This window comes from Saccharopolyspora sp. NPDC002376 (assembly GCF_053593195.1).
Genome location: NZ_JBSFBZ010000083.1, coordinates 1 through 25,314, shown reverse-complemented (window position 1 = coordinate 25,314; position 25,314 = coordinate 1). Strand labels below are relative to the sequence as shown.

Genomic DNA, 25,314 nt, shown 5'->3' with positions numbered 1-25,314 from the left:
ACACCACCACCCCACTAACCATATTCATATTTTTTTTTTTGTTTTACATCTGGCATCTTTGAGTAATTCTGTTGTTTTTTGCTTTCATCTTCTAGAACACTGCTACGCACTCACGACCCGTTACGGCTTGGGCAGGTCGGCCAGTTCTGCGATGCGCTGGCGGTGGGTTTCGGCGATGCCGAACGCGAGCTGGGAGCTCTTGGCCCGGCCCAGGTAGAGGTGGGCCGGGTGCTCCCAGGTCATGCCGATGCCGCCGTGCAGCTGGAGGTGCTCCTCGGCGGCCAGCACCGCCAGGTCCGAGCAGTACGCCTGGGCGATGGCCACGGCGAGTTCCGGCTCGGAGTCCTGGGCCAGGGCGTCCGCGGCGTTGCGGGCCACGGCGCGTCCCGAGCTGACTCCCACCCACAGGTCGGCCAGCCGGTGCTTGACCGCCTGGAACGAGCCGATCTGCCGGCCGAACTGGTACCGGGTCTTCGCGTAGTCGACTGTGGAGTCCAGGCAGTGCTGCGCGAGACCGACCTGTTCGGACGCCAGCAGCCCGGCCGCGGTCAGCAGTGCGTGCCGCAGGATCCGCTCGGCATCGGCCCCGGACGCCAGCCGCTGGCCGTGCGCGCCGTCCAGGTCGAGGGTGCCGAACCGCCGGGTGAGGTCCAGCGGCGTGGTCGGTGTCCGAGTGACCCCGGATGCGGAGGTGTCCACCAGGTACAGCGCCGCGCCGTCGGCGTCGACGGCCGGGACCACCACGTGGTCGGCGACCTCCAGGTCGACCACCGCCGACGCGGTACCGGTCAGCACCGATCCGTCGGACTTCACCGACTGCGGGAACGCGGCGTCGGGTGCGGTGGTCAGCCCGACAGCGACGGTCCCGATCCGGGAACCGTCCGCGAGCTGCGGCAGCACCTCCTGCTCCGCGCAGGCCACCAGCACCGCGGTGACCAGCACGTTGCTCAGGAACGGCACCGGCGCGACCGCGCTGCCGATCTCCTCCGCCACCACCGCCAGCTCCCGGGCGCTGGCCCCGGCTCCGCCGATCTCCTCCGGCACCAGCAGTGCGGCCAGGCCGAGCTCGCCGGCGAGTGTGCGCCAGAGGGCCAGGTCGTAGGGTTCGTCGGTTTCGCAGCGGGCCAGCACCGCGGTCCAGTCGCAGCGGTCGCGCAGCAGCCGCCGCACGTTGGCCCGCAGGTCTTCCTCCAGCTCGCTGTAGAGCAGGTCGGGAGCGCTCATCGCGGCAGCTCCTTCCACGGCCGGTCCTTGTCGGTGCGGATCTCGGGCGGTAGCCCCAGGACCCGCTCGGCGATGACGTTGCGCAAGATCTCGGTGGTGCCGCCCTCGATCGAGTTGCCCTTCGCCCGCAGGTACCGGAATCCGGCGCCGCGCTTGATGAAGTCGGAATCGTCGGACTGGCGGAAGGTCCAGTCGTCGTAGCCCAGCCCTGCCTCGCCCAGGAGTTCCAGCTCGAAGCCGGTGATCGCCTGGTTCTGCTCGGCGAAGCAGACCTTGACCGCCGAACCCTCCGGCCCGGGCTCGCCGACGGCGAGCTGCTGGCGCAGCCGGATGCTGGTCAGCCGGGTCGCCTCGGCGTCCACCCACAGCTGCAGCAGCCGGTCGTGCAGGCCGGGGGTGCGCTTGTCGGGGTGGTCGCGCCAGGCCTTGGCGGCTTCGCCGATCATGCCGCCTTCGCGCGGGGGCGTGCGCCCGCCGATGGCCACCCGCTCGTTCATCAGGGTGCCCATGGCGACCTGCCAGCCCTGGCCGACTTCGCCGAGCCGCTGGGCGTCCGGGATCCGCACCCCGGTCAGGAACACCTCGTTGAACTCGGCTTCACCGGTGATCTGCCGCAGCGGGCGGATTTCCACGCCCGGCGCGGTCATGTCGCAGATGAAGTAGCTCAGGCCCTTGTGCTTGGGCTGGTCGGGGTCGGAGCGGGCCACCAGGATCGCCCAGCGGGCCAGGTGCGCCAGCGACGTCCACACCTTCTGCCCGTCGACCACCCACTCTCCCCCACTCTCGGCTCTGCTCGAGCGGGAGGTGCCCCCCTCATCGCGAACCGCCCGAGTGGACAGCGCGGCCAGGTCGGATCCGGCACCGGGCTCGGAGAACAGCTGGCACCAGGTCTCCTCGCCGGTCCACAATGGACGCAGGTAGCGGCGGTGCTGCTCTTCGGTGCCGAAGCGCAGGATCGTGGGCGCGGCCATGCCCAGGCCGATGCCGTTGATCTCGGGGTGGTTGTCCGGCGCGCCCGCCTCGGCGAACGCGGCGTCGACCGCTGGCTGCAACTCCCGCGCGGCGCCGAGGCCGCCGAGACCGGCGGGGAAGTGAACCCACGCCAGCCCGGCGTCGAAGCGCGCCCGCAGGAACTCCAGCCGATCGGTCCGCTGTGGATCGTGCGCGGCCAGGAACTCGTCCACCCGGCCGCGGAGTTCGGCGGCGTCCACGGTCATGCCTTCGGCCCGCCGGCCACGTAGATGACCTGGCCGGAAACGAAACCGGAGCGCTCGTCGGCGAAGAAGGACACGGTGTTGGCGATGTCCTCGGGCTGGCCGACCCGCGCCACCGGGATGCTCGCCGCCGCGGCCTGGGTGAACTCCTCGAAGCCCATGCCCACCCGCTCGGCGGTGGCCTTGGTCATGTCGGTGGCGATGAAGCCCGGCGCGATGGCGTTGGCGGTGACGCCGAACTTGCCAAGCTCGATGGCCAGCGTCTTGGTCAGGCCCTGCAGACCGGCCTTGGCGGTGGAGTAGTTGGCCTGGCCGCGGTTGCCCAGCGCCGAGGTGCTGGAGAGGTTGACGATGCGGCCCCACTTGGCCTCGACCATGTGCTTCTGCACCGCGCGGCTCATCAGGAACGCGCCCCGCAGGTGCACGCCCATTACGAGGTCCCAGTCGTCCTCGGACATCTTGAACAGCATGTTGTCCCGGATGACGCCGGCATTGTTGACCAGCACGGTCGGACCGCCGAGCTCGGTGGCGATGCGCTCCACCGCGGCCTGCACCTGCTCGGCGTCGCTGACGTCGCAGCCGACCGCGAGGGCCTTGCCACCGGCGTCTTCGATCGCCGAAACCGTTTCGGCGCAGTGCTTCTCGTCGAGATCGAGGACGGCGACGGCGAAGCCGTCCTCGGCCAGCCGCTTGGCGGTGGCCGCGCCGATTCCGCGGGCGGCACCGGTGACGATCGCGACTCGACTGTTTGCCATTGCTTCTCCTTGCGATGTGTGGGTCTGCACCGTGCTCAACGACAGTCGCAACAAGTATTACGAGTCTCGAGCGGAATGGTTGTTGTCTTTGAAGCGGCGTAGCCGCTCAGCCCACCCTCGCAGCTGGCACCGCTACGCAAAATGAGCTCGTCAGACAGTTGTTTCAGCGGTACTTCTTCAGCTCTCGGCGGGCCAGCGAGCGGCGGTGCACCTCGTCGGGGCCGTCGACGATGTGCAGCGTGCGGGCGTGGGCGTAGAGGTTGGCCAGCGGGAACTCCTGGCTGACGCCTCCGCCGCCGTGGGCCTGGATGGCGCGGTCGATGACCCAGGTGGCCATCTCCGGCACCGCCACCTTGATCGCCTGGATCTCGGTGTGCGCGCCCTTGTTGCCCACGGTGTCCATCAGCCACGCGGTCTTGAGCACCAGCAGCCGGGCCTGCTCGATCTTGACCCGCGATTCGGCGATCCAGTGCTGGACGATGCCCTGCTCGGCCAGCGGCTTGCCGAAGGCGACGCGTTCGTTGGCGCGCCGGCACATCAGCTCCAGCGCCCGCTCGGCCATCCCGATGGCGCGCATGCAGTGGTGGATGCGGCCCGGACCGAGGCGGGCCTGGGCGATCGCGAAGCCCTCGCCCTCGCCAGCGATCACGTTCTCGATCGGCACCCGGACGTTGTCGAACACGATCTCGGCGTGCCCGCCGTGGTCGGCGTCGGAGTAGCCGAAGACGTGCATGCTGCGCTCGATCCGCACGCCCGGGGTGTTCTTGGGGACCAGGACCTGGCTCTGCTGGCGGTGCCGCTCGGCGTCCGGGTCGGTCTTGCCCATCACGATCAGGATCTCGCAGCGCGGGTTCATCGCGCCGGAGGAGAACCACTTGCGGCCGTTGATGACGTAGTGGTCGCCGTCGCGCTCGATGCGGGTGCCGATGTTGGTGGCGTCGGAGGAGGCGACCTCCGGTTCGGTCATGCAGAACGCGGAGCGGATCTCGCCCTCCAGCAGCGGTTTCAGCCACTGCTGCTTCTGCTGCTCGGTGCCGAACTGCGTCAGCACCTCCATGTTGCCGGTGTCCGGCGCGGAGCAGTTGGTGGCCTCCGGGGCCAGCCGTCCGGCCCGGCCCATGATCTCGGCCAGCGGCGCGTACTGCAGGTTGGTCAGCCCGGCGCCGTGCTCACCGGGCAGGAACAGGTTCCACAGGCCGCGCTTGCGGGCTTCGGCCTTGAGCTCGGCCATGATCGGCAGGTGCGCCGCCCACTCGTCCTCGGCCTCGGCGAGCTGCTGCAGGAGCAGCGGTTCGGCCGGGTAGATGTGGGAGTCCATGAAGTCCTGGAGCTGCTTGCGCAGTTCCTCCGTGCGTGCGTCGTAGCCGAAATCCATCAGTCCTCCTTGAGGGTGGTGAGACCCTGTGCGACGAGCGGTGCGACGAGCGCGCCGACGTGGTTGAAGCCCTCGCCGACGGTCTGGTCGTGGATGAAGCGGTAGTGGATCCCCTCGAGGATCACCGCGATCTTGAAGAAGCCGAGCGCCAGGTACCAGTCCAGTTCGGACAGATCGGCGCCGCTGCGCTCGGCGTAGCGGTCCAGCAGCTGCCGGGTGGTGGGGAAGCCGTACTCCGGGCCGATGCCCTTGGCGATCGGGTTGTTCTTGACGCCGTTGAAGCCCTCCCAGTACACCGCGAGCAGCCCGAGGTCGGTGAGCGGATCGCCGACGGTGGCCATCTCCCAGTCCAGCACGGCCTTGATCCGCTGGTCGTCGCCGACGATCACGTTGTCCAGCCGGTAGTCGCCGTGCACGATGCCCGCGCGCGGCGTGGTGGGGATGCGCCCGGCGAGCCTGGTGGCGAGTTCCTCGATGCCGTCGATGTCGCGGCTGCGGGAGGCGGCCAGCTGTTTGCTCCAGCGGCGCACCTGACGTTCCAGAAACCCTTGCGGGCGGCCGAAATCGCCCAGTCCGACCGACTCGGGGTCGATCGAGTGCAGGTCGGCGAGCACGTCCATCAACTGCCAGGACAGCTCGACGCGCTGCTGCTGCGGCAGCTGCTCGGTCAGCGCCGGGGTGCGGTAGACGGTGCCCGGCACGTACCCCATGACGTAGAACGGGGCGCCGAGCACGCTGTCGTCCTCGCAGAGCAGGTGCGTGTGCGGGACCGGTACGTCGGTTCCGGCCAGCGCGGACATCACCCGGAACTCGCGGCCCATGTCGTGCGCGGTGGCCAGCACGTGGCCCAGCGGTGGTCGGCGCACCACCCAGCGCTGCTGCCCGTCGCTCACCAGGTAGGTCAGGTTGGATCGTCCACCTTGGACGAGTTCGCCGGTCAGCGGCCCGGCGAGCAGGCCTGGCCGTTCGGCGTCGAGGTGTGCGCGCAGCTGGTCCAGGTCGAGGCCGGGCAGTGGTTGGGCGGTCATCAGAACTCCTTGCCTTGCTGGACGACACCCGGCACGAGTTCGGCGAGCCGGGCGCGGGTTTCGGCGGCGCCGGTGTGCAGCACCGCCCGCATGCCGAGGCGTTCGGCGGCTTCGACGTTGGGGGCGCCGTCGTCGACGAACACCGTCTGCGCGGCGGGCAGGTCGAGCTGGTCCAGCACCAGACGGTAGATCCGCGGGTCGGGTTTGCGCAGCCGCACGTCACCGGAGATGACGGTGGGATCGAACAGCCCGTTGAGCAGGTCCCACGGGTAGTCGTTGCCCCAGCTGTTGGACAGCAGCGCGGTGCGCACACCGTTCTCGCGCAGGGCGCGGACCAGGTCGAGCATGGCCGGTTCGCTGTGCAGCTGGGCGAACATGCGCTGGAGCAGGCCTTCCGGCGCGACGGGGGAGCCGTCGACGGTGCGCAGCCGCTGCGCGAGGGTGCGGTTGAACTCCTCGGGGCTGAGCTCGCCGGTTTCGAGCCGGTGGATCGGGGTGCCGGGCGGGGCGTTGCGCGACAGCCACTCCTTGAGCGCGGCGGAGAAGGTCTCCGGGCGGATGCCCTCCCGCTCGATCCAGGAGTGCAGTGCCGCACGACTGGAAGTGGTCAGCACGCCGCCGTAGTCGAAGACGACCGCCCGGACAGGGGAGGTTGCATCGCCGGAACTCATGCCCAGGACCGTACCGACTAGCCGGTATGTTGCGCTAGTGCTGCCCGCCGAATCACCGGCGAGGACCCGCCACTGCCCCTAGGGTGACCCCCATGGACTGGCGTGATGAGGTGCTTGACCAGCTCGATTTCTACTGGTCTACGTGGCGGCCGCGCTTGGACGGGCTCAGCGATGAGGAGTACTTCTGGGAGCCGGTCGCCGACTGCTGGTCGCTGCGGCGGGTCGAGGACGGCTGGGCGATGGACTTCAGCTTCCCGGAACCGGTGCCGCCGCCGTTCACCACGATCGCCTGGCGGCTCAGCCACATCTCCGGGCACGTCTTCGCGCTGCGCGTCAGCAACCACTTCGGCGACGGCGGCTACCGGATGGACAACCACGACTACCCGGGCTCGGCGGCCGAAGCGCTGGCCTACCTGGACGAGCAGGAGGAGCTGTGGCGCAGCGGAATCGGCGCCCTCGACGCCGACGCCTGGGCGAAGCCCGTCGGCCCGGCCGAAGGCCCGTTCGCCGACCGCAGCTACCTCACCCTGGTCCTGCACCTCAACCGCGAGCTGTTCCACCACGGCGCGGAGGTGCTCCTCCTGCGCGACTTCCACCGCGCCGGCCACTTCACCTGAACTCTCCCGTCACCCCGATCTGCCTGGTGGCCAGTTTTGCCTGAAACCGCCCAGCTCAGCTGGGTGCGGAAACCGGCCAGTTTCAGGCAAAACTGGCACCTCGCGGGACGGGAGCGCTCAGTGGTGGAAGGAGTTGCGGATCCGGGCGGCGAGGTTCAGGAGTTCGGTCGGGGTCGAGGTGGTGAACTGCAGGTCCACGAACGCGTCGGCGACGCCCAGTTCGGCCACTTCGTGCAGGTAGTCCGCAAGCTGCTCGACCGGGCCGGTGCCCGGTGCGTCCGTCGGACTCGCCTGGATCCTGGCGTTGATCCGCAGCGCGGTGGGGATCGGCCCGCGTCCGGCTTCCCGGGCTTGGTCGTCGATGCGCGCCAGCACGTCCCTCAGCGCTTCCGTCGGCAGCGCCACGCCCAGCCAGCCGTCCGCGCGGCGACCGATGCGGTGCAACGCCACCGGGGACAGCCCGCCCAGGTAGATCGGCAGGTGCTGCTGCTCGGGCTTGGGTTGGAAGTCGCCAGGGCTGATCGTCCAGAACTTGCCGCTGTGCTGCACCGGGTCGTCCGCCCAGAGGGCTGCCAGCACGTCGAGGGTTTCGTCGAGCCGCGCGCCGCGTTCCCGCCACGGCACCGCGACCGCGTCGTACTCGTCGCGCGACCAGCTCAGCCCGAACCCGGCGATGACCCGGCCGCGGCTGAGCCGGTCGAGTCCGGCGAGGCTGCGGGCCAAGTGGATCGGCGGGTGCAGCGGTGCGTTGAGCGTGCTGGTGCCCAGCCGCGCGTGCGCGGTGGCGTGAGCCGCCAGCGTCAGCACCAGCATCGGGTCGAGGCCGCGGCGGAACTGCTCGGGCATCGTGCCGCCCGGGTAGGGCGTGATCGGGGCGGTGGCGGCGTGCACGCGTTCGCCCGCCCAGAGGCTTTCGAAGCCGAGCGCTTCGGCTTCGGCGGCCATCGTCGGCACCAGGGTCGGATCGGCGAAGGGGCCGAACTGGGGAACGGTCAGTCCAAGGCGCATGGGAACCATGGTGTCATCGCGGATCTGCGCTGCCAGCTCTGGTCGGTTCGGCTGCACTGGATCGGCGTTCGGACTAGCGCGCGCTGTGCGACCCGATCCCTGCCCCGGGTGAGCGTGCAACTACCTCCAACGGCAGTCGGCGATCACCGCGGGGTGCGATCGCGGCGGCCCCGGAACTCCGTCGTCGCAACGAGATCCAGCTGATCGGCGGTTGTACCCGACATACCGCCGGACGGCGCGTGGCGCACGGTGTCCGTTGCGAAACATGGGAAAAGCGGGTGCGTTGACGCCGACTTTACTCGGCAGTAAGTATTCGGGTCGCCGCGCGGCCCGCACCTTCTCAACACCACTTCTGCGAGGTGAGGCCAATGATGTCCCTTCTCCGTGGTAAACGTGCCGCCACCGCTGCCGCCCTGGCGGCGGCCGCCGCGCTGACGTTGAGCCCGCAAGCCATGGCGGCTGCCGTCGACATCAACTTCGACTGCTCCGGCGCGTCCCCGTTGGGCGAGCAGAAGTTCAGCCTGCAGCAGGGCGCGGACGTCACGGCTCCGGCCAACGTCGCTCCCGGTGGCGCGCTGGACATCGTGATCGACCCGGCCGTGAACGCGATTCCCGGCAGCGTCAACGGGTTCACGGTCAAGCGGATCGAGGGCATGGACCTCAAGATCCCAATCCCGGCGAACTCCACCTTCGTCTCCGCCGACCTGGCGGGTGGTTCCGGACTCGGCCCGAATCCGCCGACGATCAACGTGGACGGCAACGTCGCCACGCTGCACCTGGACGGTCCGATCGCGGGCGGCTCGCAGTTCGAACTGCCCACCGTGACCGCACATCTCACCGCCGGGGACTCCGGCGCGATCGAGACCAAGCTGTACGGCACCAGCTACAGCGACCCGGGTCTGACCTTCAACGCCGTGGTGTCGTCGATCATCGGTGACACCAACGTGCCGTCGAAGTGCTTCCCCAGCCCCAACCCCGTCCTGGCGACCACGACGATCGGCTGACCGATCAGGTGGGCGGAGCTTCTGCGGGAGGTCCGCCCACCGCCGCCGATCGCGCCAGCCCGCCGCTGGCTTCCGCGTGATCAAAGAAGTGTGGCGCGCAGAACCCGGATATGCCGTGGAGTTAGTAAGCCGAGTCTGCACTCGGCGTGCCTGCCCGAGGTAGCGCGGAAAGTGACTGCAGGTGGCGGGCTGTCGGCATGGGTTCCGTGGTCGACCGGCTCCTGCGCTGTGCCTGCGTCATTTCCCGTGTCGATCACCTGTTCTGGCGATCAAGCGTTCGAGATGGTTGGTCGATCTATTGGGTACGCGCTTGAAGCGGGTCGTTCGAGAGGTTGTGGAGGATAGGGGGTGTGGCTGATGGAACTGGACGCCATACCTGACCACGTTCACCTTGCGGTTGAGGTTGATCCGCAGTACGGGGTGCGTCGTCTAGTCAAGGCCTTCAAAAGCTGTTCCCCTCGCCTATTGCGGGAGGAGTTTTCGTGGTTGCAGTTGAGGTTGCCGGCGGTGACGACGAACTCGTACTTGGTGGCGACTGCGGGTGGTGTCCCGGTGTCGGCTATCAATCGTTGCGTCGAGCAGCAGAAGCGCCGGCGACGTGGTGTTGGCAGGGCGTCGGTACCAGCTGTCGCTGACACCGGAGCAAGCTGGGCAGTGCGAGACGTTCGGCGCTATCTGTCGCTTGGTGTGGAACACCGCGCTGGAGCAGCGCCGGGAATACCGGAGCCGGGGCGCGTGGATCAACTACAACGAGCAGGCAGGTCAGCTCGCTGAGGCTAAAACCGAGTACGGGTGGCTCAAGCAGGCCCCGGCGCATGTGTTGCAGCAAGCACTGATGGACGTGGATCGGGCGTGCCGGGAGCATGGCACGTTCCGGGTGAGATGGCGCTCGGCTCGGCGGTGGTCGCCATCGTTCCGGTTTCCGGTTGGGAAGCGGATCGTGGTGGAACGGCTCGGCCGTAGGTTGGGTCGCGCGAAGCTGCCGAAGCTTGGGTGGGTGAGGTTCCGGTGGTCCCGCGCGCTGGGTGGAGTCGTGCGGTCGGCGACGGTTTCACGTGATGGGGCACGTTGGTTCGTGTCGTTCCTGGTGGAGGATGGCGCCACTACGCCTGATCGGCATCCGGCACCGGACACGGCCGTGGGGGTGGACCGTGGTGTTGCCGCGGCGTAGGCCAGAAATCCGGGCTGAACCGGGCGATTTTGGACAAGGGTTGGCACAAGCTTGAACTCGCGTTGAAAAACGCTGCCCGTTACACGGGCACCCAGATCGTGCACGTTCCTGCCGCGTACACGTCTCAGGCGTGCTCGGTATGCCGTGCTGTGGACCCGAAATCGCGTGAGAGCCAAGCGCGGTTCCGGTGCACCCGGTGCGGCCACACCGAGCACGCCGACGTTAACGCCGCGCGTAACATCCTCGCCGCCGGGCAGGCGGTGACAGCCTGTGGAGACCTCGCCATTGGGCGGTCTGCGAAGCAGGAACTAGTGGGAATCCGTGAGGAAGTACCACACCAGCCAGCGTTAGAACTGGCTGGAATCCCCCGGCTTTAGCCGCGGGGAGGAAGTCAACAGGTGGGTGGCGATCCCGGCGACCAGACCCCAGAACACCGACGCGATGCCGAGAACCGTCACCCCCGAAGCCGTCACCAGGAACGCGATCAGCGCCGCGGTGCGGCTGTCAGCGTCCTCAGTCGCCTTGGCCAGCGATCCGCCGATCGTGTCGAGCAGTCCGATCCCGGCCAGCGCGGTGATCAGCGCCGGCGGGAACGCCGCGATGAGACTGCCCAGCGTCGCGCCGAAGATTCCCAGCAGCACGTAGAACGCGCCGGAGGCGATGCTGGCTTTGTAGCGCTGCGCCGGATCCTCGTGGGCGTCGCGGCCCATGCACAGCGCAGCGGTGATCGCCGCCAGGTTGATGCCGAAGCAACCCAGCGGCGCGAGCACCACGTTCACCGCGCCGGTCCAGGACAGGACCGGGGACACCGGAGTCGAGTAGCCGTGCGCTCGCAGCGTGACCATGCCGGGCAGGTTCTGCGAGGTCATCGTGATGACGAACAGCGGGATGGCGATGCTGATCGTGGTGTGCAGCGACCAGCTGGGCCAGGTCCACACCGGAGTTGCAAGGGCGAAGCCGACGCCGTCGAAGCGCAACGAACCCTGGACGGCGGCCAGCACCACGCCGATCACGAGCGCGATGAGCACCGCGTACCTGGGCAGCAGCCGCTTGCCGAGCAGGTAGCCCACCAGCATCGCCAGCACCAGCCAGAACTGGGTCTGCATGGCGGTGAACATGCCCAGGCCGAACTGCAGCAGCGCACCGCCGAGCAGCGCGGACGCGATCGAAGGCGGGATCAGGTTGACCGCCCGCTCGAACCAGCCGGTGACCCCCACCAGTACCGTCAGCGCCGCGGCGAGCAGGAACGCGCCGACCGCCTCTGGCATCGAGGTACCTTGACCGCTCGTGGCCAGCAGCGCGGCACCGGGCGTGGACCAGGCCAGCACGACCGGTGCCCGGTAGCGGAGGGACAGCGCGATTGAGGTGACGCCGATGCCCGCGCCGAGCGCGAGGATCCACGAGCCGATTTCCGCGGGGCCCGCGCCGAGGGTCCGCGCGGCTTGGAAGACGATGGCTGCGGAGCTCACCACGCCGACCAGCGTGGTTATGGCGCCGGAGACCAATGTGGACATCGGCAGGGCGGTGGGGAGTTGTTGCCGCAACTGCACCAGAGCCTTCCGTTCTGTATATGGAACGAACGATGCTAGGAGGTAGCGGTGGAGCTGGTCAAGGTCGTGGGCGCGAACCTGCGAGCCGCCCGAGCCCTGCGCGGCCTGTCGCTGTCCGAGACCGCCCGCCGGGCTGACATCGGCAAGGGCACGCTGTCCGAGCTGGAGGCCGGCCGCCGGAACCCGACGCTGGAGACGCTCTACGCGCTCGCGACGGTGCTCGACGTGCCGCTGGGGCGGCTGCTGGTCGCGGAGCGCGAAGAGGGCGCAAAGGCGGCGGTGGTGGTCAACCGGGCCAGCGGCTCGGACCTCTCTGGGCAGACGGTGGACGTGCAGCTGATGGACCGGGTGTTCAGCGGCGGCCAGCAGTTGGAGGTGTACCGGCTGCACGTGCGCGCCGGTGCCCGGTACGTGTCAGGCGCGCACCGGCCACGGGTGATCGAGCAGCTCTTGGTGCACTCCGGAACCCTCGTCGTCGGGCCGGAGTCCGCGCCGGAGACGCTCGGCCCGGGTGACTACATCCGCTTCGACGGAGGCGTGGACCACGTCTACCAAGCGCTCGAAGACGACGCCTCCGCGACGCTCGTGATGCGCTACGTCGACCCGGTCTGAAACGCCTGGCTCCGTGACCTGCGCAAACGTCTGTCCGGCGGGTGAGGTCGGCATTTCGGGTTCGGGGGAGCGTTCGTCAATCGGAGTGAATGCTTACTTCTTCCTTGACGGAGTAAGTGTTCACTCCGTAGCTTGGGGTGCATGGGAGAGACGACGACGCGGCGCCGGGCGCCGGGGATGAGTCCAGAGGAGCGGCGGGCGATGATCATCGCTTCGGCGCTGCCGCTGGTGGCCGAGTACGGGGCGGCGGTGACGACGAATCAGGTCGCGCGCGCTGCAGGGATCGGTGAGGCGACCATTTTCCGGGTTTTCGAGGACAAGGACGAGTTGTTGGCAGCTTGCGTGGCCGAAGCGGTTCAGCCGGATCAGGTGGTGCGGGAGATCGAGTCGATTTCGCTCGACGACCCGTTGGCGGAGCGGCTCTGCGCTGCGGCGGATGCTCTGGCGGCGCACTTGGAAAGGATCGGCGCGGTGGTCGGGGCGTTGCAGGCCACCGGGCACCCGAGCGGGGCGCGCAGCGCTCGGTACAAGAAGGATCGGCCGAAGCCCGTCGACCGACCGGGAGGGCACCAGGTCCGCGACGCCGTGGCGGAACTCTTCGAGCCGGAAGGGGATTCGTTGCGGTTGGCGCCGGACAAGCTCGCCGCGATGTTCATGGGATTCCTGCACACGCGGGGACGCATGGGGGAGTCCGCCGAGGTGGAGCCCGCCGAACTCGTCGACCTGTTCCTGCACGGCGCGGTGGTGGAGAACAAATGACGGTCACTCTGAACCACACGATAGTCCCAGCGCGGGACAACAACGCGGCGGCGGATTTCCTCGCCGAGATAATGGGATTGCGGTGACTGCCGCCGGACGGCATCGACGGGAAGTTCGCGCCGGTCGCGGTCAACGACTCGCTGACCCTGCAGTTCATGACCGCACCGGACGCGGAACCGCACCACCTCGCGTTCGACGTGGAACCCGCCGATTTCGACCAGGTCCTCGCGCGCCTGCAAGCGAATGGTGTGTCCTACGGCAACAGCCCGTTCGAACCTGACAACAGCCGAATCGACCATCCACTGTGTCCCCGCGGCCTGTTCTTCAGCGATGACTCCGGCAATTTGTACGAGGTCATGTCCCCGGCTTGATCAGGCCCGCTATTCCGATGGAAAACGGCCGGACCCCTGATGAAAATCGGACATCTCATTTTCGTTGGAATTGCGTCGAAAATGGCGAAGGCCCCTCCGGGGCGGGGGACCGGAGGGGCCTTCGCAGCTACCGAACACCAAGCTGCTTTCGGGGAACAGCACCGGCGTCGGCATCGATCGGGTGAGATCGATGAAAGGTGCGGGGCACCAGGTGCCCCGCACCGGATCAGTTGTTGTCTTCCTTGAGCATGTCGGAGCACTTCTCGCCGATGGCCATGGTGGTGATGTTCGGGTTCACCGCCACCAGGAACGGCATCGCCGAGGCGTCCGCCACGCGCAGACCCTGCACGCCCTTGACCCGCAGGCGCGGGTCAAGCGGCTTGCTCGCGTCGTCCTCAGCGCCGATCGGCACCGAGGCGGCGGGGTGGTAGACGGTGTTGTGGGTGCGCTTCAAGTAGTCGGCGATCTCGTCGTCGGTGCGCACGTCCGGACCCGGGAACAGCTCCGCGCCGGCCCACTCCTGCATCGCCGGCTGCGCCACGATCTTGCGTGCCAACTTGATGCCCTCGGTCATCACCCGCATGTCGTGCGGGTCGGTGAAGTACCGCGGGTCGACCTTCGGCTTGTCCCGGAAGTCGCGGCTGCGCAGCCGCACCGTGCCCGTGGAGCGGGCGCGGGTGACGTTCGGGGTCAGGCAGAAGCTGTTCTCCGAGGTCGGGTAGCCCTGTCGCACGGTGTGCATGTCGAAGGGCACCGAACCGTAGTGGAACATCAGATCCGGCCGGTCCAGGCCGTCCTCGGTGGTGGTGAAGATGCCGATCTCCCACCACTGCGTCGAGTCGGTGACCATCGGCTTCTTGGCATCCCAGCTGATGACGCCCTCCGGGTGGTCCTGGAGGTTGGAGCCGACGCCGGGGGAGTTGACCAGCACGTCGATGCCGAACTCGCGCAGGTGCTCGGCCGGGCCGATGCCCGACAGCATCAGCAGCTTCGGGGTGTCGATGGCACCGGTGGACAGCACCACCTCGCGGCGGGCGCTGACCGTGCGGGTGTGGATCAGGTCCGCGTCCAGGTACTCCACGCCGGTGGCGCGGGTGCCGTCGAAGGTGACCTTCTTCGCCCACGCCTGGGTGCGGATCTCCAGGTTCGGCCGGTCCAGGTTCGGGTGCAGGTACGACACCGACGAGGAGGAGCGGGTGCCGTCCTCGCGGGCGTTGATCTGGAACCAGTTGGCGCCGTGCGTGACGGTCTTGCCGGAGTTGAACTCCGTGGTCGGGATGCCCTGCTCCTCGCAGGCCTCCAGCATCGCGACACCGCACGGGTCGTTCGGCGGGACGCTGCGCAGGGTCACCGGGCCGCTGCGGCCGTGGTGCTCACCCGGGGCGTCGTTGGTCTCCAACCGCTTGTAGAGCGGGAAGATGTCCTTGGCGCCCCAACCGGTGCAGCCCATCGACTCCCACTCGTCCAGGTCCTCGGCCGGGGCCCAGAAGGCGATGCAGGAGTTGTGCGAGGAACAGCCGCCGAGCACGCGGGCCCGGGCGTGGCGCATGAAGGAGTTGCCGTTCTCCTGCGGCTCGATCAGGTAGTCCCAGTCGTAGCCGGACTCCAGCAGCGCCATCCAGCGCTTGAGCTCGAGGATCGCCTTGTCGCCGACGTCCGACGGACCGGCTTCCAGCAAGCACACGGTGACGTTCGGGTCTTCCGAAAGCCGCGACGCGACCGCCGCACCCGCGCTGCCACCGCCGACCACCACGTAGTCGAACTGGTCTTTCATTGTCCGAATCTCCGTTTCTGTGAACAAAAGTTCTGGCCATCCCGCTTCGTGGACGGGTTGCCGAACCTCTCAGGCGACCGAACTGGTCTTCTCCTCGTCCGAAGTGGACGAATGTTCGGCGAGAACGCCGACCTTGTGCCGTTGGACGAACCAGTAGTACGCGAATCCGCCCACCGCCGCGATTCCGACGAACAGCACCGAGCTGTACTGCAGGTACCAGTGGTACGGCGGTTCAGCGTTGTAGACCTCGCGGCGCGGCCACGCCAGGTTGACCGTCATGCTGAGGCCCCACACCACGGCCAGGACGTTGATCGGCAGCCCCAGCTTGCCCAGGCTGAACCGGCCTTCTTCCTTGCCGGGCTTCCACTTGCCGCGCAGCCGTGCGACCAGCATCGGCACGGTGACCAGCAGGTAGGAGATGTAGATGAGGATGATCGCCAGGCTGGTGATGGCGGTGAAGATCTGCGGCTGGCCGATGTTGACCAGCAGCAGCGCAACCGCGAGCACGCCGATGACCACGGCGGGGACGACCGGGGTCTGGAACCGCGGGCTGACGCGCGCCAGCAGCTTGCCGGCCGGCAGCGCGTTGTCGCGGGCCATGGCGAAGACGATGCGGATCGCCGCGGTGTGCACCGCCAGCACGCAGACCGTGATCGCCACGAAGATCGCCAGCAGGAACAGTCGGCCGACGAACGGGCCCAACGCGTCGTTGAGCACGAACTGCAGGCCGCTGGAGGCCAGCTCCGGCGCCGAGAAGTCCCGCGTGGCCATCATGCCGAACAGCAGGATCAGGCCGCCGAGCAGGAACGAGGCGATCAGTGCCCGCAGGATCGCCTTGGGGGCGTTGCGGTGCGGGTTGATGGACTCCTCGCCCAGCGACGCGGCGGTGTCGAAGCCGTACATCACGTACGACGAGGCGATCCCGGCGACCAGGAATGCGTTCAGGTAGTTGCCGCCGAACGCTGCCTCGGTGCCGTTGGTGTCGAGCACGACGGTCGGCGGGTTCACCACGACCAGCGCCAGCGCGACGATCAGCAGCACCGCGGCGACCAGCTCGATGAACACACCGGCGCTGTTGATCTGGGCCATCAGCTTGACGCCGAAGGCGTTGACCAGCGTGGTGAACAGGATCAGCACCAGCGCCAGCATGATGCCGTTGACCGCGGCGTCGGTGCTGTTGCTGCCGTCGCCGATGATCTGGAAACCGGACCAGATCTGCGGGAGGGTGTTCTGGTAGGCCAGCGCGGTCGCTGAGATCGATACGATCGAGGCCAGCAGCATCATCCAGCCAGCCAGCCAACCGACGTGCTGACCGCCCAGCTTCTTCGCCCAGTTGTAGACGGAACCGGCGATCGGGTATCGCGATGCCAGCTCGGCGAAACTCAACGCCACGAGCAACTGTCCGACAAACACGATCGGCCAGGACCACCAGTAGGCGGGTCCACCGAAGGAGAGGCCGAAGTAGGACAGTTGGAAGGTGCCGGTGAGCACCGAGATGTAGCTGATCCCGGCGGCGAAGGTGTGGAACCCTCCGAGCGATCTCTTCAGTTTGTTGGTGTAGCCGAACTCGTTGAGCTCGGCGTCGTAATTGGGCGCGCTCATGCCCCGAACTCCTTTCCCGATCAACGCGCCCGCCGGAGCGGGAGGGTTGGACCGGGTGGTTGCTTGCTTCGCGCGATTTGTGGGATTGCGGCCAGTTCAGCCGCATATGAGCGCGCTGCGGCGGTGGGTCGGACACCGCCGCAGCGCGTCTTGTTGTGCTTACTTCCCGGAGAACCAGTTCTGCGGGCCAGGCCGCAGGTTCTGGTAGACGTGCTTGGCCTCCTGGTACTCGCCGAGGCCGGCGCGGCCGAGTTCGCGGCCGATGCCGGACTGCTTGTAGCCGCCCCATTCCGCCTGCGGCAGGTAGGGGTGGAAGTCGTTGATCCAGACGGTGCCGTGCCGCAGCCGGTTGGCCACCCGCTGCGCCTTGGCCGGGTCACCGGTGAACACCGCGCCGGCCAGGCCGTAGTGGGTGTCGTTGGCGATGCGCACCGCGTCGTCCTCGTCGGTGAACCGCTCCACGGTCAGCACCGGGCCGAAGGACTCCTCGACCACCGCGTGCGAGCCCTGCTTGACCTCGTCGAGGACGGTCGGCAGGTAGTAGTGGCCGTTGGCGTAGCGCTCGCCCTCGGGGCGGCGGCCACCGGTGCGCAGCACGGCGCCCTCGGCGACGGACTTGGCGACGTAGTCGTCGACCTTCTGCAGGTGCGCCGCGGAGATCAGCGGGCCGGTCTCGGCCTCGGTGTCGAAGGGGCCGCCGAGGCGGATCAGCTCGGCGCGGCGGACGATCTCGTCCACCAGCGCGTCGTGCAGCTCGTCCTGGACGATCAGCCGCGCGCCGGCCGAGCAGACCTGGCCGGAGTGCAGGAAGATCGCGGTCAGCGCGTAATCGACGGCGGTCTCGAAGTCGGCGTCGGCGAAGACCACGTTCGGGTTCTTGCCGCCGAGCTCCAGCGCGACCTTCTTGACCGTCGGCGCCGCGGCGGCGGAGATCTTGCGGCCGGTGTGCAGACCACCGGTGAAGGAGATCAGGTCGACGTCGGGGTGGTCGGCCAGCACCGAGCCGACCTCGGCGCCGGTGCCCAGCACCAGGTTGCCGACACCGGCGGGCAGGCCCGCCTCGGCCAGCGCGCGCATCAGCAGGATGGCGGTGCTGGGGGTCAGCTCGCTGGGCTTGAGGACGAAGGTGTTGCCGGCGGCGATGGCCGGGGCGACCTTCCAGGCCACTTGCAGCAGCGGGTAGTTCCAGGGCGTGATCATGCCGCACACGCCGACCGGCTCGTACTGCACGCGGCTGATCGAGTCCGGCGAGCCGGTGTCGACGACGCGGCCCGCGTCGGTGCCGGCGATCTTGCCGTAGTAGCGGAAGCAGGCGGCGATGTCGTCCATGTCGTACTCGCTCTCCACCAGGCGCTTGCCGGTGTCGAGCGATTCGGCGCGGGCGAACTCGGCCTTGTCGCGCTGGATGATGTCGCTGACCCGCAGCAGCAGGTCACCGCGCTCCCACGGCGAACTCGTCGCCCAGGAGCCCTCGTCGAAGGTGCGGCGGGCGGCGGCGATGGCGCGTTTGGCCTCGGCGGCGCCGGCCTCGGCGACGGTGGCCACCAGTTCCCCGTCGGCCGGGCAGTGGATCTCGCGGGTGCGACCGTCCGCGGCCGACACCCATTCACCGTCGATGAACAGCGTGGGTGCTGAATTCGCAGCTTGCGACATGCTCGTATCCCCGTGATGGTTGTGCTTTGTGTGCTGAAACCGCCCGGCTGTGCACTTCTGGTGGCGGTGTGGTCACACAATGCCGTGAGAACCGGATCTTCGCCACGCGAATCGTCATCGGTGCATCGAGGAGGAATTCGCCGAAAGGTGCCGTCGGCACGCCTTGCAGCGATTTCACCTCCTGGCGATGCATTCGGTGGCGGCCGGGCGCTGTATTCCTTCAATTCCAGCGGAGGTCGATTCCTCGACCTGGTGCGTCATTGCTCTCAGTACCGTTGAGGACCCTAACACCGATCATGTACAGATGTACATCACTGGGGTTGTTCGATGACGTTCTTTGTTGAAAATATGCGCTCCGAACAGCGGGAACGTCAATTCGGTGACCTGGACCGCATCGCGTTGGCACTTCGACGTGGCAGGGTGGGCACGGTCAACTGGACCAACCGTCGAGAAGCGGTCAGCAACACCGGAGGACGTCCCAGCGAATGTCGACCACGCAGCCCGCGCCCGCCGCGCGCCGCAAGGACCCGGCCAGGCCCGAACGCATCGCGCGCGCCGCGATTGATGTGGTGGCCGAGCGCGGCGTGGACAAGCTCACGCACCGTGCCGTCGCGGCTGCGGCGGGTGTTCCGCTGGGATCGACCACCTACTACTTCGCCACCCTCGACGATCTGCTGGTCAGTGCCCTGCGGCAGGCCGCCGCCGATGACGTCGCGCAGATGCGGCAGTGGTCCGAGGGACTCGCGGGCAACGGTGATCTCACGGTCGCGCTGACCGATCTCGTGCTGCACTACCTGGGCCCGGCCCGGTTGCAGACCGCGGTCCAGCACCAGCTCTACATCGCCGCGCTGCACAAGCCCGCGCTGCACCACGCGAGCCAGGAGTGGGACAGCGCGCTGGCCGAGCTGTTCGCCGCGCACACCGACGAAGCGACCGGTCGCGCGCTGTCGGTGGTGTTCTGCGGATTGCTGCTGCAGGGCATCGTCCGGGAAACGGTGCTCTGCCGAGACGAAATCGAGATGATATTCCGCAGGGTGCTGACCAGCGCCGCGGAAAGCTGATTCCGGCGCGGTTTTCCGGCTTGGTGTCCGATCGGTCAACATCGGATGTCCGTTGCATTGCGCCGAATCCGGTACTGTTGATCTAGGTGTCAGGGGTGGCCAGAATGGTGCCAGCGATCGTTGGCGCCGTCCGCGCCGCGGGCGTCCGGTCTGCCGGTTTCAGCCCGGTGGAGCACATCGCCCGGCGGTTTTCCGGTGTACAACGGACATGCCGCGTCGGGGCGTGGCTCGCTCCCAGCACGATTGATCAACTTCAGGTGGGGTGAGACCGTGGGGCACAACGAAGACCGCGAATTGGTGCCGCTCAAGTCTGATTTCGACACCGTTTGGTACGGGTTCCGTCGATCTCAGGTGAAGTTCTACATTCAGCAGACCGAGACCGAGATCCGGATGCTCTGCGAGGATCGGGACTCCGCGCTCAGCCAGGTCGGCAACCTGGCCGCGCAGTTGGACCAGGCGCGCGCTGAAATCGAGGTGCTCAAGCAGCAGCTCGATGACCAGGCGCGCACTCCGATCGACGCCGCTGCGCTGACCGACCGCTTACGTCGCATGGTCCGGCTCGCGCACGACGAAGCGAACGAGGTGGTCGCCGCCGCGCAGGCCGCGTCCGAGCACGAGTGGGCGCGCAGCGAGCAGGCCGCGGCCGAACTGCGCGAGCGCTACGAGAAGTTGGTCGCCGAGGCCGATGAGTGGCGGCGGCAGTCCGAGCAGCAGCGCAACGAGATGCTGGCCCGCACCCGGCAGGAAGTGCAGGCCATGAAGCGGGAAGCCGAGGAGCACCGCCGTCGCGTCAACGCCGAGGCCGAGGAGCGGCGCACCCAGGTCGAGCACGACTTCGAGGTGTCCATGGCGGCGCGTCGCGAAGAGGCGTCGCGGATCATGGCCGAGCGCGAGCAGGCCAGCCGCGAAGCGGCGCAGCGGCGGGTCCGCGAAGCCACCGCGGAAGCAGAGCGGCGGATCCGGCGGGCCGACGAGTACTCCGAGACGATGCTGGGCATGCGGCAGGACCTCGCGCAGCGAGTCCGCGCAGCGCAGCAGGTGCTGGCCACGGCGGAGCCGTTCCTGGCTGCCACGGAAGCGGGTGCGGCCAGCGAGGGCTCGGACGGTTACGTCACCGAAGTCGTCCAAAGTGGACAGGTTCCGTCCGGCGACGTCGACGTTCCGGAGCAGCGTCACGAGGAGCGGGTGCCTGAAGAAGCGGCGGCGAGTCGCAACTGACTGCGGTGGGAGTTCGCGATCACCCCGGGTGAACGCGATTTCTCGCAGAATTGTCGTATTCAGGCCCGATGGCCGAATTGAAATCGGGTTGCGTTGATCGTCACAACCGGAGGCGGGCGCAATTTCGCGAGAAATTGCGCCCACCTCGTCGGCATTGCGATCAGCCGCCCCAGCTGTGCCAGTTGTCCACTTCGATCCAGGCGCTGATCCGCGGGCGATCGCGGACCGGGTACGGCTTTCCCAGGTAGTGCTGGGAAAGCCGGTCGATGTCGGTGAGATCCGGGTCGTCCTCCAGTGAGGCCACCCGACCGCGCAGACTGATGTGCCGGTACCAGCTCTCGGCGGACAGCACCGTCAACGACACCCGCGGATCCGCCCGGATGTGCTTCAGCCGCGCCCGGCCGGCATCCATGTTGACCAGCGCTTTCCCGCCCTGCCACAGGTACCAGGTGGCCACCGTGATGGGGGCGCCGGCGGTGTTGACCGTGCCGATCACCGCGGGGTTCGGTCGTGCCAGCAGGTCGAGCACCTCTTGCGGCATCTCTTCCTCGTTCGGCATCCGTTGATCCTTCCAACAGGCGGATTCGATCACCAACCGAGAGGATCGCACCTGCGGAGCCGTTCGGCGAGAACACGCCTACACCTTCCGGGCACCGCGCGTGATCACTAGGTTCAACAGGTTCGACTGGAATTCGGTGCAGTGGGAGGCGGAATGAACTGGCGTGGTCTGGTCACCATCGCCGCGGTGTGCGGGATGCTGCTGATCGGAGCCCCGGTGGGCGCGGCGCCCCCGGTGGACGACGTGCGCGACCGGCTGGAAGCGGTGCCGGACCTGGCGGTGGTGGGGGAGCGGCCCACCGAGCCCGGGTTCCGGCTGTTCGACCTGACCTTCAACCAGCCCGTCGACCACCGCCACCCGGAGGCCGGGACCTTCCAGCAGCGCTTGACCCTGCTGCACCGCGACCTGGCGCGGCCGACCGTGCTCTACACCTCCGGCTACAACCTGCCGGAGAAGACCACCCGCACCGAGCCGACGCAGCTGATCGACGGCAACCAGGTGAGCCTGGAGCACCGCTTCTTCACCCCGTCGCGGCCCGAACCGGCCGACTGGAACGACCTCGACATCTGGCAGGCCGCCACCGACCAGCACCGGGTGATCACCGCGCTGCACTCGGTCTACCAGCACCAGTGGATCACCACCGGGGCCAGCAAGGGCGGCATGACGGCGGTCTACCACCGGCGGTTCTACCCCGACGACGTCGACGGCACGGTCGCCTACGTCGCGCCCAACGACGTCGACAACGACGAGGACGGCTACGACGAGTTCCTGGCCAACGTCGGCACCGACCCGGCCTGCCGCGCGGCGCTGACCGCGGTGCAGCGGGAAGCGCTGATCAGGCGCGGCGAGATGACGGCGAAGTTCCAGGCCTACGCCGACTCCGAGGGGCTGACCTTCGACCGGATCATCGGTGACGTCGACCGGGGCCTGGAGATGGTCGTGCTCGACGCGCCGTTCGCGTTCTGGCAGTACCGCGGCCAGGAGGACTGCGCCAAGGTTCCTGCGACCACGGCCAGCACCGACGAGATCTACCAGTTCTTCGACGAGACCTCGGATTTCCACTTCTACACCGACCAGGGCATCGAGCCCTACACGCCGTACTACTACCAGGCGGGCACGCAGCTGGGCTGGCCGGAAGTCTCCGACGAGCCGCTGGCCGACCTGCTGCACCACCGCGAGCTCAGCCAGCCCCGCAACCTGGTGTCGCGCGAGATCCCGATGCGCTTCCAGCCGGGCGTGATGCGCCAGGTCGACGCGTGGGTGCGCAGCCGCGGTTCGCAGCTGATGTTCGTCAACGGCGAGCGCGACCCCTGGAGCGCGGAGCACTTCGAGGTCGGTCCCACCACCCACGACTCCTACAGCTACCTGGTTCCGGGCGGCAACCACGGCTCCAAGATCGCGGGGCTGCCCGCGGATCAGCGGACCGAGGCCGAGGCGACCGTGCGCCGGTGGGCCGACGTCGAAGCGCCGGCGACGCGCTCGGCGGTCCTCGACGTCGAGCCGCTGGAACGCCACCCACTCTGATCAGCAAAAGCCGAAGGGCACCTTCCCGGCGATGAACCGCTTGGGGAGGTGCCCTTCGTGATGAGTGCGGGGTGGGTGTCAGCCGACCTCGGACCGCGCGGCGCGACGAGCGGCGAGGCGGTCGTAGGTGTTCATCAGGAACTTGTGCGACGGGCGCTCCACCACGCGGGTCACGGCCCAGCCGAGGACGGTGCCGATGATCAGCATCGCGGCGGTCTGCAGCAGCGGGTCGACACCGACCTCGTCGAGCTTGCGCATCACGATGTAGCCGATGGTCTGGTGCACCAGGAACACGCCGTAGGAAATGCCGGCGAACCAGCTGATGCGGCCGGCCAGCCAGTTGGGGATCACCCGGTCCCAGTCCGGGCCGAAGGCGACCAGCGACACCACGATCATGCCCAGGCAGACCGCGATGGTGGAGCCCCAGTCGGCCACCAGGCCCTCGGGTGTCTCGGCGTAGTTGTGCAGCGCTTGACCGGCCATGCAGGCGATCAGCAGTCCGACGAAGTGCGGCATCGAGATCCGCCGCGTCGACCCCAGCCAGATGGCCACGCCGACCACGAACAAGTGCCAGCGGTGCACGCCGATGCCGTCGACGATGGTGCGGTAGGCCTCGGACGAGTCGGTCACCCGCAGCGGCCACTGCGCTATCGGCACCAGCACCGCCAGCCACAGCACCACGAGGATCCGCCGCCCGTGCCCGAACCTGCTGGCGTACAGCAGTGCAGCGGCGGTGAAGCCCATGAGCTGCAGCGGAACGGTCCAGTGCGAGCCGTCGATGAACCAGTAGTCGGCGGGCTTCCAGTTCCACAGCATCAGCAGGTTCGCCGTGAGGTCGCTAACCGTGGGGTAGAACCAGCCCTCCACGGCGGCCCAGCGCATCACTAGGAAGATCACGACGACGGAGCCGAGGAACGGCGGGACGAGTCTGGCGATCCGGCCCCACCAGTAGCGCAGGAGCGATCCGCGACCGATCGTCACGCACGCGAAGTACGCCGAGATCACCAGCAGCAGGCTGGCTCCGACCTGGAACGGGAAGACCACCGTGCGCGGCGTCATCTCCGGGTGCAGGTAGGTGCTCAGGAAGGTGGAGTGGTAGAGCATCACCAGCACGACGCAGGCTGCGCGCACCACGTCCCAGCTGATCTTGCGTTTGCTCCGGCCCGAGCTCCGACGGGTAGCAGCGGACGTCATCTCGGGCACGGAGGTCACCGTACCAGGGGGGTTTGTCGGAATACCGAACGATAATCGCGTTTTGAGCTGGGCAGATGGCCCAACCTTTGCCTTCTGCTGGATCTGTGTCGGGTTGGTCACGGTTTGCGAGCCAGTGCGGCGTAGCTCAGCGGCAGCGCGGTGCGCAGGTCCGAGTCGCCGGGCGCCGGCCGCCAGTCCGCGGTCGGCACCACGCCCGGCTCCAGCAGATCGAGATCGGCCAGCAGCGACTCCAGCTCGGTGCGGCTGCGCGCGGTGCCGGGATGCCGGCTATCGGAGAGCAGGTCGAGCACCGCGTGCATGGTCTGCGGTGCGTGGTCGGCGGTGAAGTGGGTCAGGCCGAGCAGCGAGCCCGGGGCAAAGGCGTCCAGGTAGCGGCTGACTATCTCCGACGGGTGCTCCGGGACGAAGTGCAGGACGGAGAACATCAGCACTGCAACCGGCTCGGCCGGATCCAGCAGCCGGCGGGTGCGCTCGGAGTTCAGCACCGCGTCGACGTCGCGCAGGTCGGCCTGCACGATCGCGGCGTTGGGGTTGCCTTCCAGCAGCAGCTCGCCCTGGGTGACGGCCAGCGGCTCGCTGTCGATGTAGACCACTCGCGCGTCCGGGGCCAGCCGCTGGGCCGTGTGGTGCGCGGTGCCGAGGGTCGGGATGCCGCAGCCGACGTCCAGGAACTGCCGCACGCCCAGGTCCAGGCAGGTGCGCACCGCGCGGTGCAGGCAGGCGCGGTTGGCCAGCGCGTCGAGGCGGACGTCCGGGGCGACGTCGAGCATCCGGCGGGCGAATTGGCGGTCGGAGGAGAAGTTGCTGCCGCCGCCGAGGAGGTAGTCGTGCACGCGCGCCCCGCTCGGGCGGTCCAGGTCCAGGTCGTGCGGGATCTGGGATGTTTCGGGCATTGTTCCTCCGAGTAACCGGTCTGGTGCGCAGAGTAGTTGCCCGATCGTGCACCGAACAGGGTGAAAAGTGATCGAGGGCACTCGCGCAACATCATTGACCTTGAGCGCACTGGAGGTTTGAGACTTCTCCCGAACCGCAAGATCGGTGAAGGGAGAAGGTTCGATGGCGCAGCAGTACGTCCTGCCGGAGTTGGATTACGACTACGCGGCGTTGGAGCCGGCGATCGCCGGTGAGATCAACGAGTTGCATCACAGCAAGCACCACGCGGCCTACGTCAAGGGTGCCAATGACACGGTCGAGAAGATCGCGGAGGCGCGGGACAAGGGCGACTTCTCGTCGATCGTCGGGTTGGAGACGACCCTGGCGTTCAACCTGGCCGGGCACTCGCTGCACCTGGTGTGGTGGAAGATCCTCTCGCCCAACGGTGGGGACAAGCCGACCGGTGAGCTGGCCGC

The 25,314-nt window shown here is 68.0% G+C and carries 25 protein-coding genes and 1 pseudogene; 12 read left to right on the top strand and 14 right to left on the bottom strand.

Annotated elements, in window-relative coordinates; genetic code table 11:
• Window positions 1-120: 120 nt before the first annotated feature.
• From ACWCO2_RS34090 to ACWCO2_RS34065, 6 genes are all read right to left on the bottom strand, one after another.
• Window positions 121-1,224: an acyl-CoA dehydrogenase family protein gene (locus tag ACWCO2_RS34090; protein ID WP_450131918.1), complete on the bottom strand. Its 1,104-nt coding sequence runs from the start codon at window positions 1,222-1,224 to the stop codon at window positions 121-123.
• Window positions 1,221-2,441 (bottom strand): acyl-CoA dehydrogenase family protein, encoded by a 1,221-nt coding sequence (locus ACWCO2_RS34085; RefSeq protein ID WP_450131917.1) that lies wholly within the window; start codon window positions 2,439-2,441, stop codon window positions 1,221-1,223. The genes ACWCO2_RS34090 and ACWCO2_RS34085 overlap by 4 nt, the downstream gene beginning before the upstream one ends.
• Entirely contained in the window at window positions 2,438-3,193 is a 756-nt protein-coding gene (fabG, locus tag ACWCO2_RS34080; RefSeq protein ID WP_450131916.1) for a 3-oxoacyl-ACP reductase FabG, read from the bottom strand. Before fabG ends, ACWCO2_RS34085 begins: the two co-directional genes overlap by 4 nt.
• A 163-nt stretch (window positions 3,194-3,356) precedes the next feature.
• Entirely contained in the window at window positions 3,357-4,568 is a 1,212-nt protein-coding gene (locus ACWCO2_RS34075; RefSeq protein ID WP_450131915.1) for an acyl-CoA dehydrogenase family protein, read from the bottom strand.
• Entirely contained in the window at window positions 4,568-5,596 is a 1,029-nt protein-coding gene (locus ACWCO2_RS34070; protein WP_450131914.1) for a phosphotransferase family protein, read from the bottom strand. The genes ACWCO2_RS34075 and ACWCO2_RS34070 overlap by 1 nt, the downstream gene beginning before the upstream one ends.
• Window positions 5,596-6,267 carry an HAD family hydrolase gene (locus ACWCO2_RS34065; protein ID WP_450131913.1) on the bottom strand — a complete coding sequence of 224 codons (672 nt, stop codon included), beginning with the start codon at window positions 6,265-6,267 and terminating at the stop codon, window positions 5,596-5,598. The genes ACWCO2_RS34070 and ACWCO2_RS34065 overlap by 1 nt, the downstream gene beginning before the upstream one ends.
• A gap of 92 nt (window positions 6,268-6,359) precedes the next feature.
• On the opposite strand from ACWCO2_RS34065, the gene ACWCO2_RS34060 reads away from it, so the two are divergent.
• Complete coding sequence (locus ACWCO2_RS34060) at window positions 6,360-6,884, top strand: DinB family protein (RefSeq protein ID WP_450131912.1); 525 nt, start codon at window positions 6,360-6,362, stop codon at window positions 6,882-6,884.
• Window positions 6,885-7,001: 117 nt separating this feature from the next.
• On the opposite strand, the gene ACWCO2_RS34055 is transcribed toward ACWCO2_RS34060, so the two are convergent.
• On the bottom strand, window positions 7,002-7,892 hold the full coding sequence (locus ACWCO2_RS34055) for a TIGR03619 family F420-dependent LLM class oxidoreductase (protein ID WP_450131911.1): 891 nt from the start codon (window positions 7,890-7,892) through the stop codon (window positions 7,002-7,004).
• A gap of 368 nt (window positions 7,893-8,260) precedes the next feature.
• Here ACWCO2_RS34055 and ACWCO2_RS34050 point away from each other — a divergent pair, with 368 nt between their 5' ends.
• The 4 genes and pseudogenes from ACWCO2_RS34050 (at window position 8,261) to ACWCO2_RS34035 (ending at window position 10,444) form a co-directional block, all read left to right on the top strand.
• Window positions 8,261-8,896, top strand: a complete 636-nt coding sequence (locus tag ACWCO2_RS34050; RefSeq protein WP_450131910.1) for a cyclase — start codon at window positions 8,261-8,263, stop codon at window positions 8,894-8,896.
• Between the two features lie 357 nt (window positions 8,897-9,253).
• Window positions 9,254-9,421 (top strand): annotated as a pseudogene (locus ACWCO2_RS34045) (transposase); the annotation flags it as partial.
• A gap of 16 nt (window positions 9,422-9,437) precedes the next feature.
• Complete coding sequence (locus ACWCO2_RS34040; protein ID WP_450131909.1) at window positions 9,438-10,067, top strand: RNA-guided endonuclease InsQ/TnpB family protein; 630 nt, start codon at window positions 9,438-9,440, stop codon at window positions 10,065-10,067.
• 98 nt (window positions 10,068-10,165) lie between these two features.
• On the top strand, window positions 10,166-10,444 hold the full coding sequence (locus tag ACWCO2_RS34035) for a zinc ribbon domain-containing protein (protein ID WP_450131920.1): 279 nt from the start codon (window positions 10,166-10,168) through the stop codon (window positions 10,442-10,444).
• Here ACWCO2_RS34035 and ACWCO2_RS34030 read toward each other — a convergent pair.
• Window positions 10,415-11,617 carry a benzoate/H(+) symporter BenE family transporter gene (locus tag ACWCO2_RS34030; protein WP_450131908.1) on the bottom strand — a complete coding sequence of 401 codons (1,203 nt, stop codon included), beginning with the start codon at window positions 11,615-11,617 and terminating at the stop codon, window positions 10,415-10,417. The genes ACWCO2_RS34035 and ACWCO2_RS34030 overlap by 30 nt on opposite strands.
• 48 nt (window positions 11,618-11,665) lie before the next feature.
• Here ACWCO2_RS34030 and ACWCO2_RS34025 point away from each other — a divergent pair, with 48 nt between their 5' ends.
• The 3 genes from ACWCO2_RS34025 (at window position 11,666) to ACWCO2_RS34015 (ending at window position 13,359) form a co-directional block, all read left to right on the top strand.
• Entirely contained in the window at window positions 11,666-12,229 is a 564-nt protein-coding gene (locus ACWCO2_RS34025) for a helix-turn-helix domain-containing protein (protein ID WP_450131907.1), read from the top strand.
• Window positions 12,230-12,370: 141 nt separating this feature from the next.
• On the top strand, window positions 12,371-12,988 hold the full coding sequence (locus tag ACWCO2_RS34020; protein ID WP_450131906.1) for a TetR/AcrR family transcriptional regulator: 618 nt from the start codon (window positions 12,371-12,373) through the stop codon (window positions 12,986-12,988).
• Window positions 12,989-13,143: 155 nt separating this feature from the next.
• Window positions 13,144-13,359, top strand: coding sequence for a hypothetical protein (locus tag ACWCO2_RS34015; RefSeq protein ID WP_450131905.1), 216 nt, complete (start codon window positions 13,144-13,146; stop codon window positions 13,357-13,359).
• Between the two features lie 226 nt (window positions 13,360-13,585).
• Here the strand turns inward: ACWCO2_RS34015 and ACWCO2_RS34010 are convergent, their stop codons facing one another.
• The 3 genes from ACWCO2_RS34010 to ACWCO2_RS34000 all read right to left on the bottom strand — a co-directional run bounded on the left by ACWCO2_RS34010 (window position 13,586) and on the right by ACWCO2_RS34000 (window position 18,388).
• On the bottom strand, window positions 13,586-15,133 hold the full coding sequence (locus tag ACWCO2_RS34010; RefSeq protein ID WP_450131904.1) for a GMC family oxidoreductase: 1,548 nt from the start codon (window positions 15,131-15,133) through the stop codon (window positions 13,586-13,588).
• A gap of 69 nt (window positions 15,134-15,202) precedes the next feature.
• Window positions 15,203-16,735 (bottom strand): APC family permease, encoded by a 1,533-nt coding sequence (locus tag ACWCO2_RS34005; protein WP_450131903.1) that lies wholly within the window; start codon window positions 16,733-16,735, stop codon window positions 15,203-15,205.
• Between the two features lie 159 nt (window positions 16,736-16,894).
• Entirely contained in the window at window positions 16,895-18,388 is a 1,494-nt protein-coding gene (locus tag ACWCO2_RS34000; protein WP_450131902.1) for an aldehyde dehydrogenase family protein, read from the bottom strand.
• Window positions 18,389-18,873: 485 nt separating this feature from the next.
• Between ACWCO2_RS34000 and ACWCO2_RS33995 the strand changes: the two genes are divergently transcribed.
• Window positions 18,874-19,449: a TetR/AcrR family transcriptional regulator gene (locus ACWCO2_RS33995; protein ID WP_450131901.1), complete on the top strand. Its 576-nt coding sequence runs from the start codon at window positions 18,874-18,876 to the stop codon at window positions 19,447-19,449.
• Window positions 19,450-19,800: 351 nt separating this feature from the next.
• Window positions 19,801-20,667, top strand: coding sequence for a cellulose-binding protein (locus ACWCO2_RS33990; protein WP_450131900.1), 867 nt, complete (start codon window positions 19,801-19,803; stop codon window positions 20,665-20,667).
• A 160-nt stretch (window positions 20,668-20,827) separates the two neighbouring features.
• Here ACWCO2_RS33990 and ACWCO2_RS33985 read toward each other — a convergent pair whose 3' ends face one another.
• On the bottom strand, window positions 20,828-21,226 hold the full coding sequence (locus tag ACWCO2_RS33985; RefSeq protein ID WP_450131899.1) for a PPOX class F420-dependent oxidoreductase: 399 nt from the start codon (window positions 21,224-21,226) through the stop codon (window positions 20,828-20,830).
• A gap of 153 nt (window positions 21,227-21,379) precedes the next feature.
• On the opposite strand from ACWCO2_RS33985, the gene ACWCO2_RS33980 reads away from it, so the two are divergent.
• Window positions 21,380-22,750, top strand: coding sequence for a S28 family serine protease (locus tag ACWCO2_RS33980; protein ID WP_450131898.1), 1,371 nt, complete (start codon window positions 21,380-21,382; stop codon window positions 22,748-22,750).
• A 78-nt stretch (window positions 22,751-22,828) separates the two neighbouring features.
• On the opposite strand, the gene ACWCO2_RS33975 is transcribed toward ACWCO2_RS33980, so the two are convergent.
• Both ACWCO2_RS33975 and ACWCO2_RS33970 read right to left on the bottom strand, forming a co-directional pair.
• Window positions 22,829-23,944, bottom strand: coding sequence for an acyltransferase family protein (locus tag ACWCO2_RS33975; protein WP_450131919.1), 1,116 nt, complete (start codon window positions 23,942-23,944; stop codon window positions 22,829-22,831).
• A gap of 116 nt (window positions 23,945-24,060) precedes the next feature.
• On the bottom strand, window positions 24,061-24,858 hold the full coding sequence (locus ACWCO2_RS33970) for an SAM-dependent methyltransferase (RefSeq protein WP_450131897.1): 798 nt from the start codon (window positions 24,856-24,858) through the stop codon (window positions 24,061-24,063).
• A 163-nt stretch (window positions 24,859-25,021) separates the two neighbouring features.
• Between ACWCO2_RS33970 and ACWCO2_RS33965 the strand changes: the two genes are divergently transcribed.
• Window positions 25,022-25,314 (top strand): superoxide dismutase (locus ACWCO2_RS33965; RefSeq protein ID WP_450129334.1); only part of this gene is annotated, 293 nt, incomplete at its 3' end.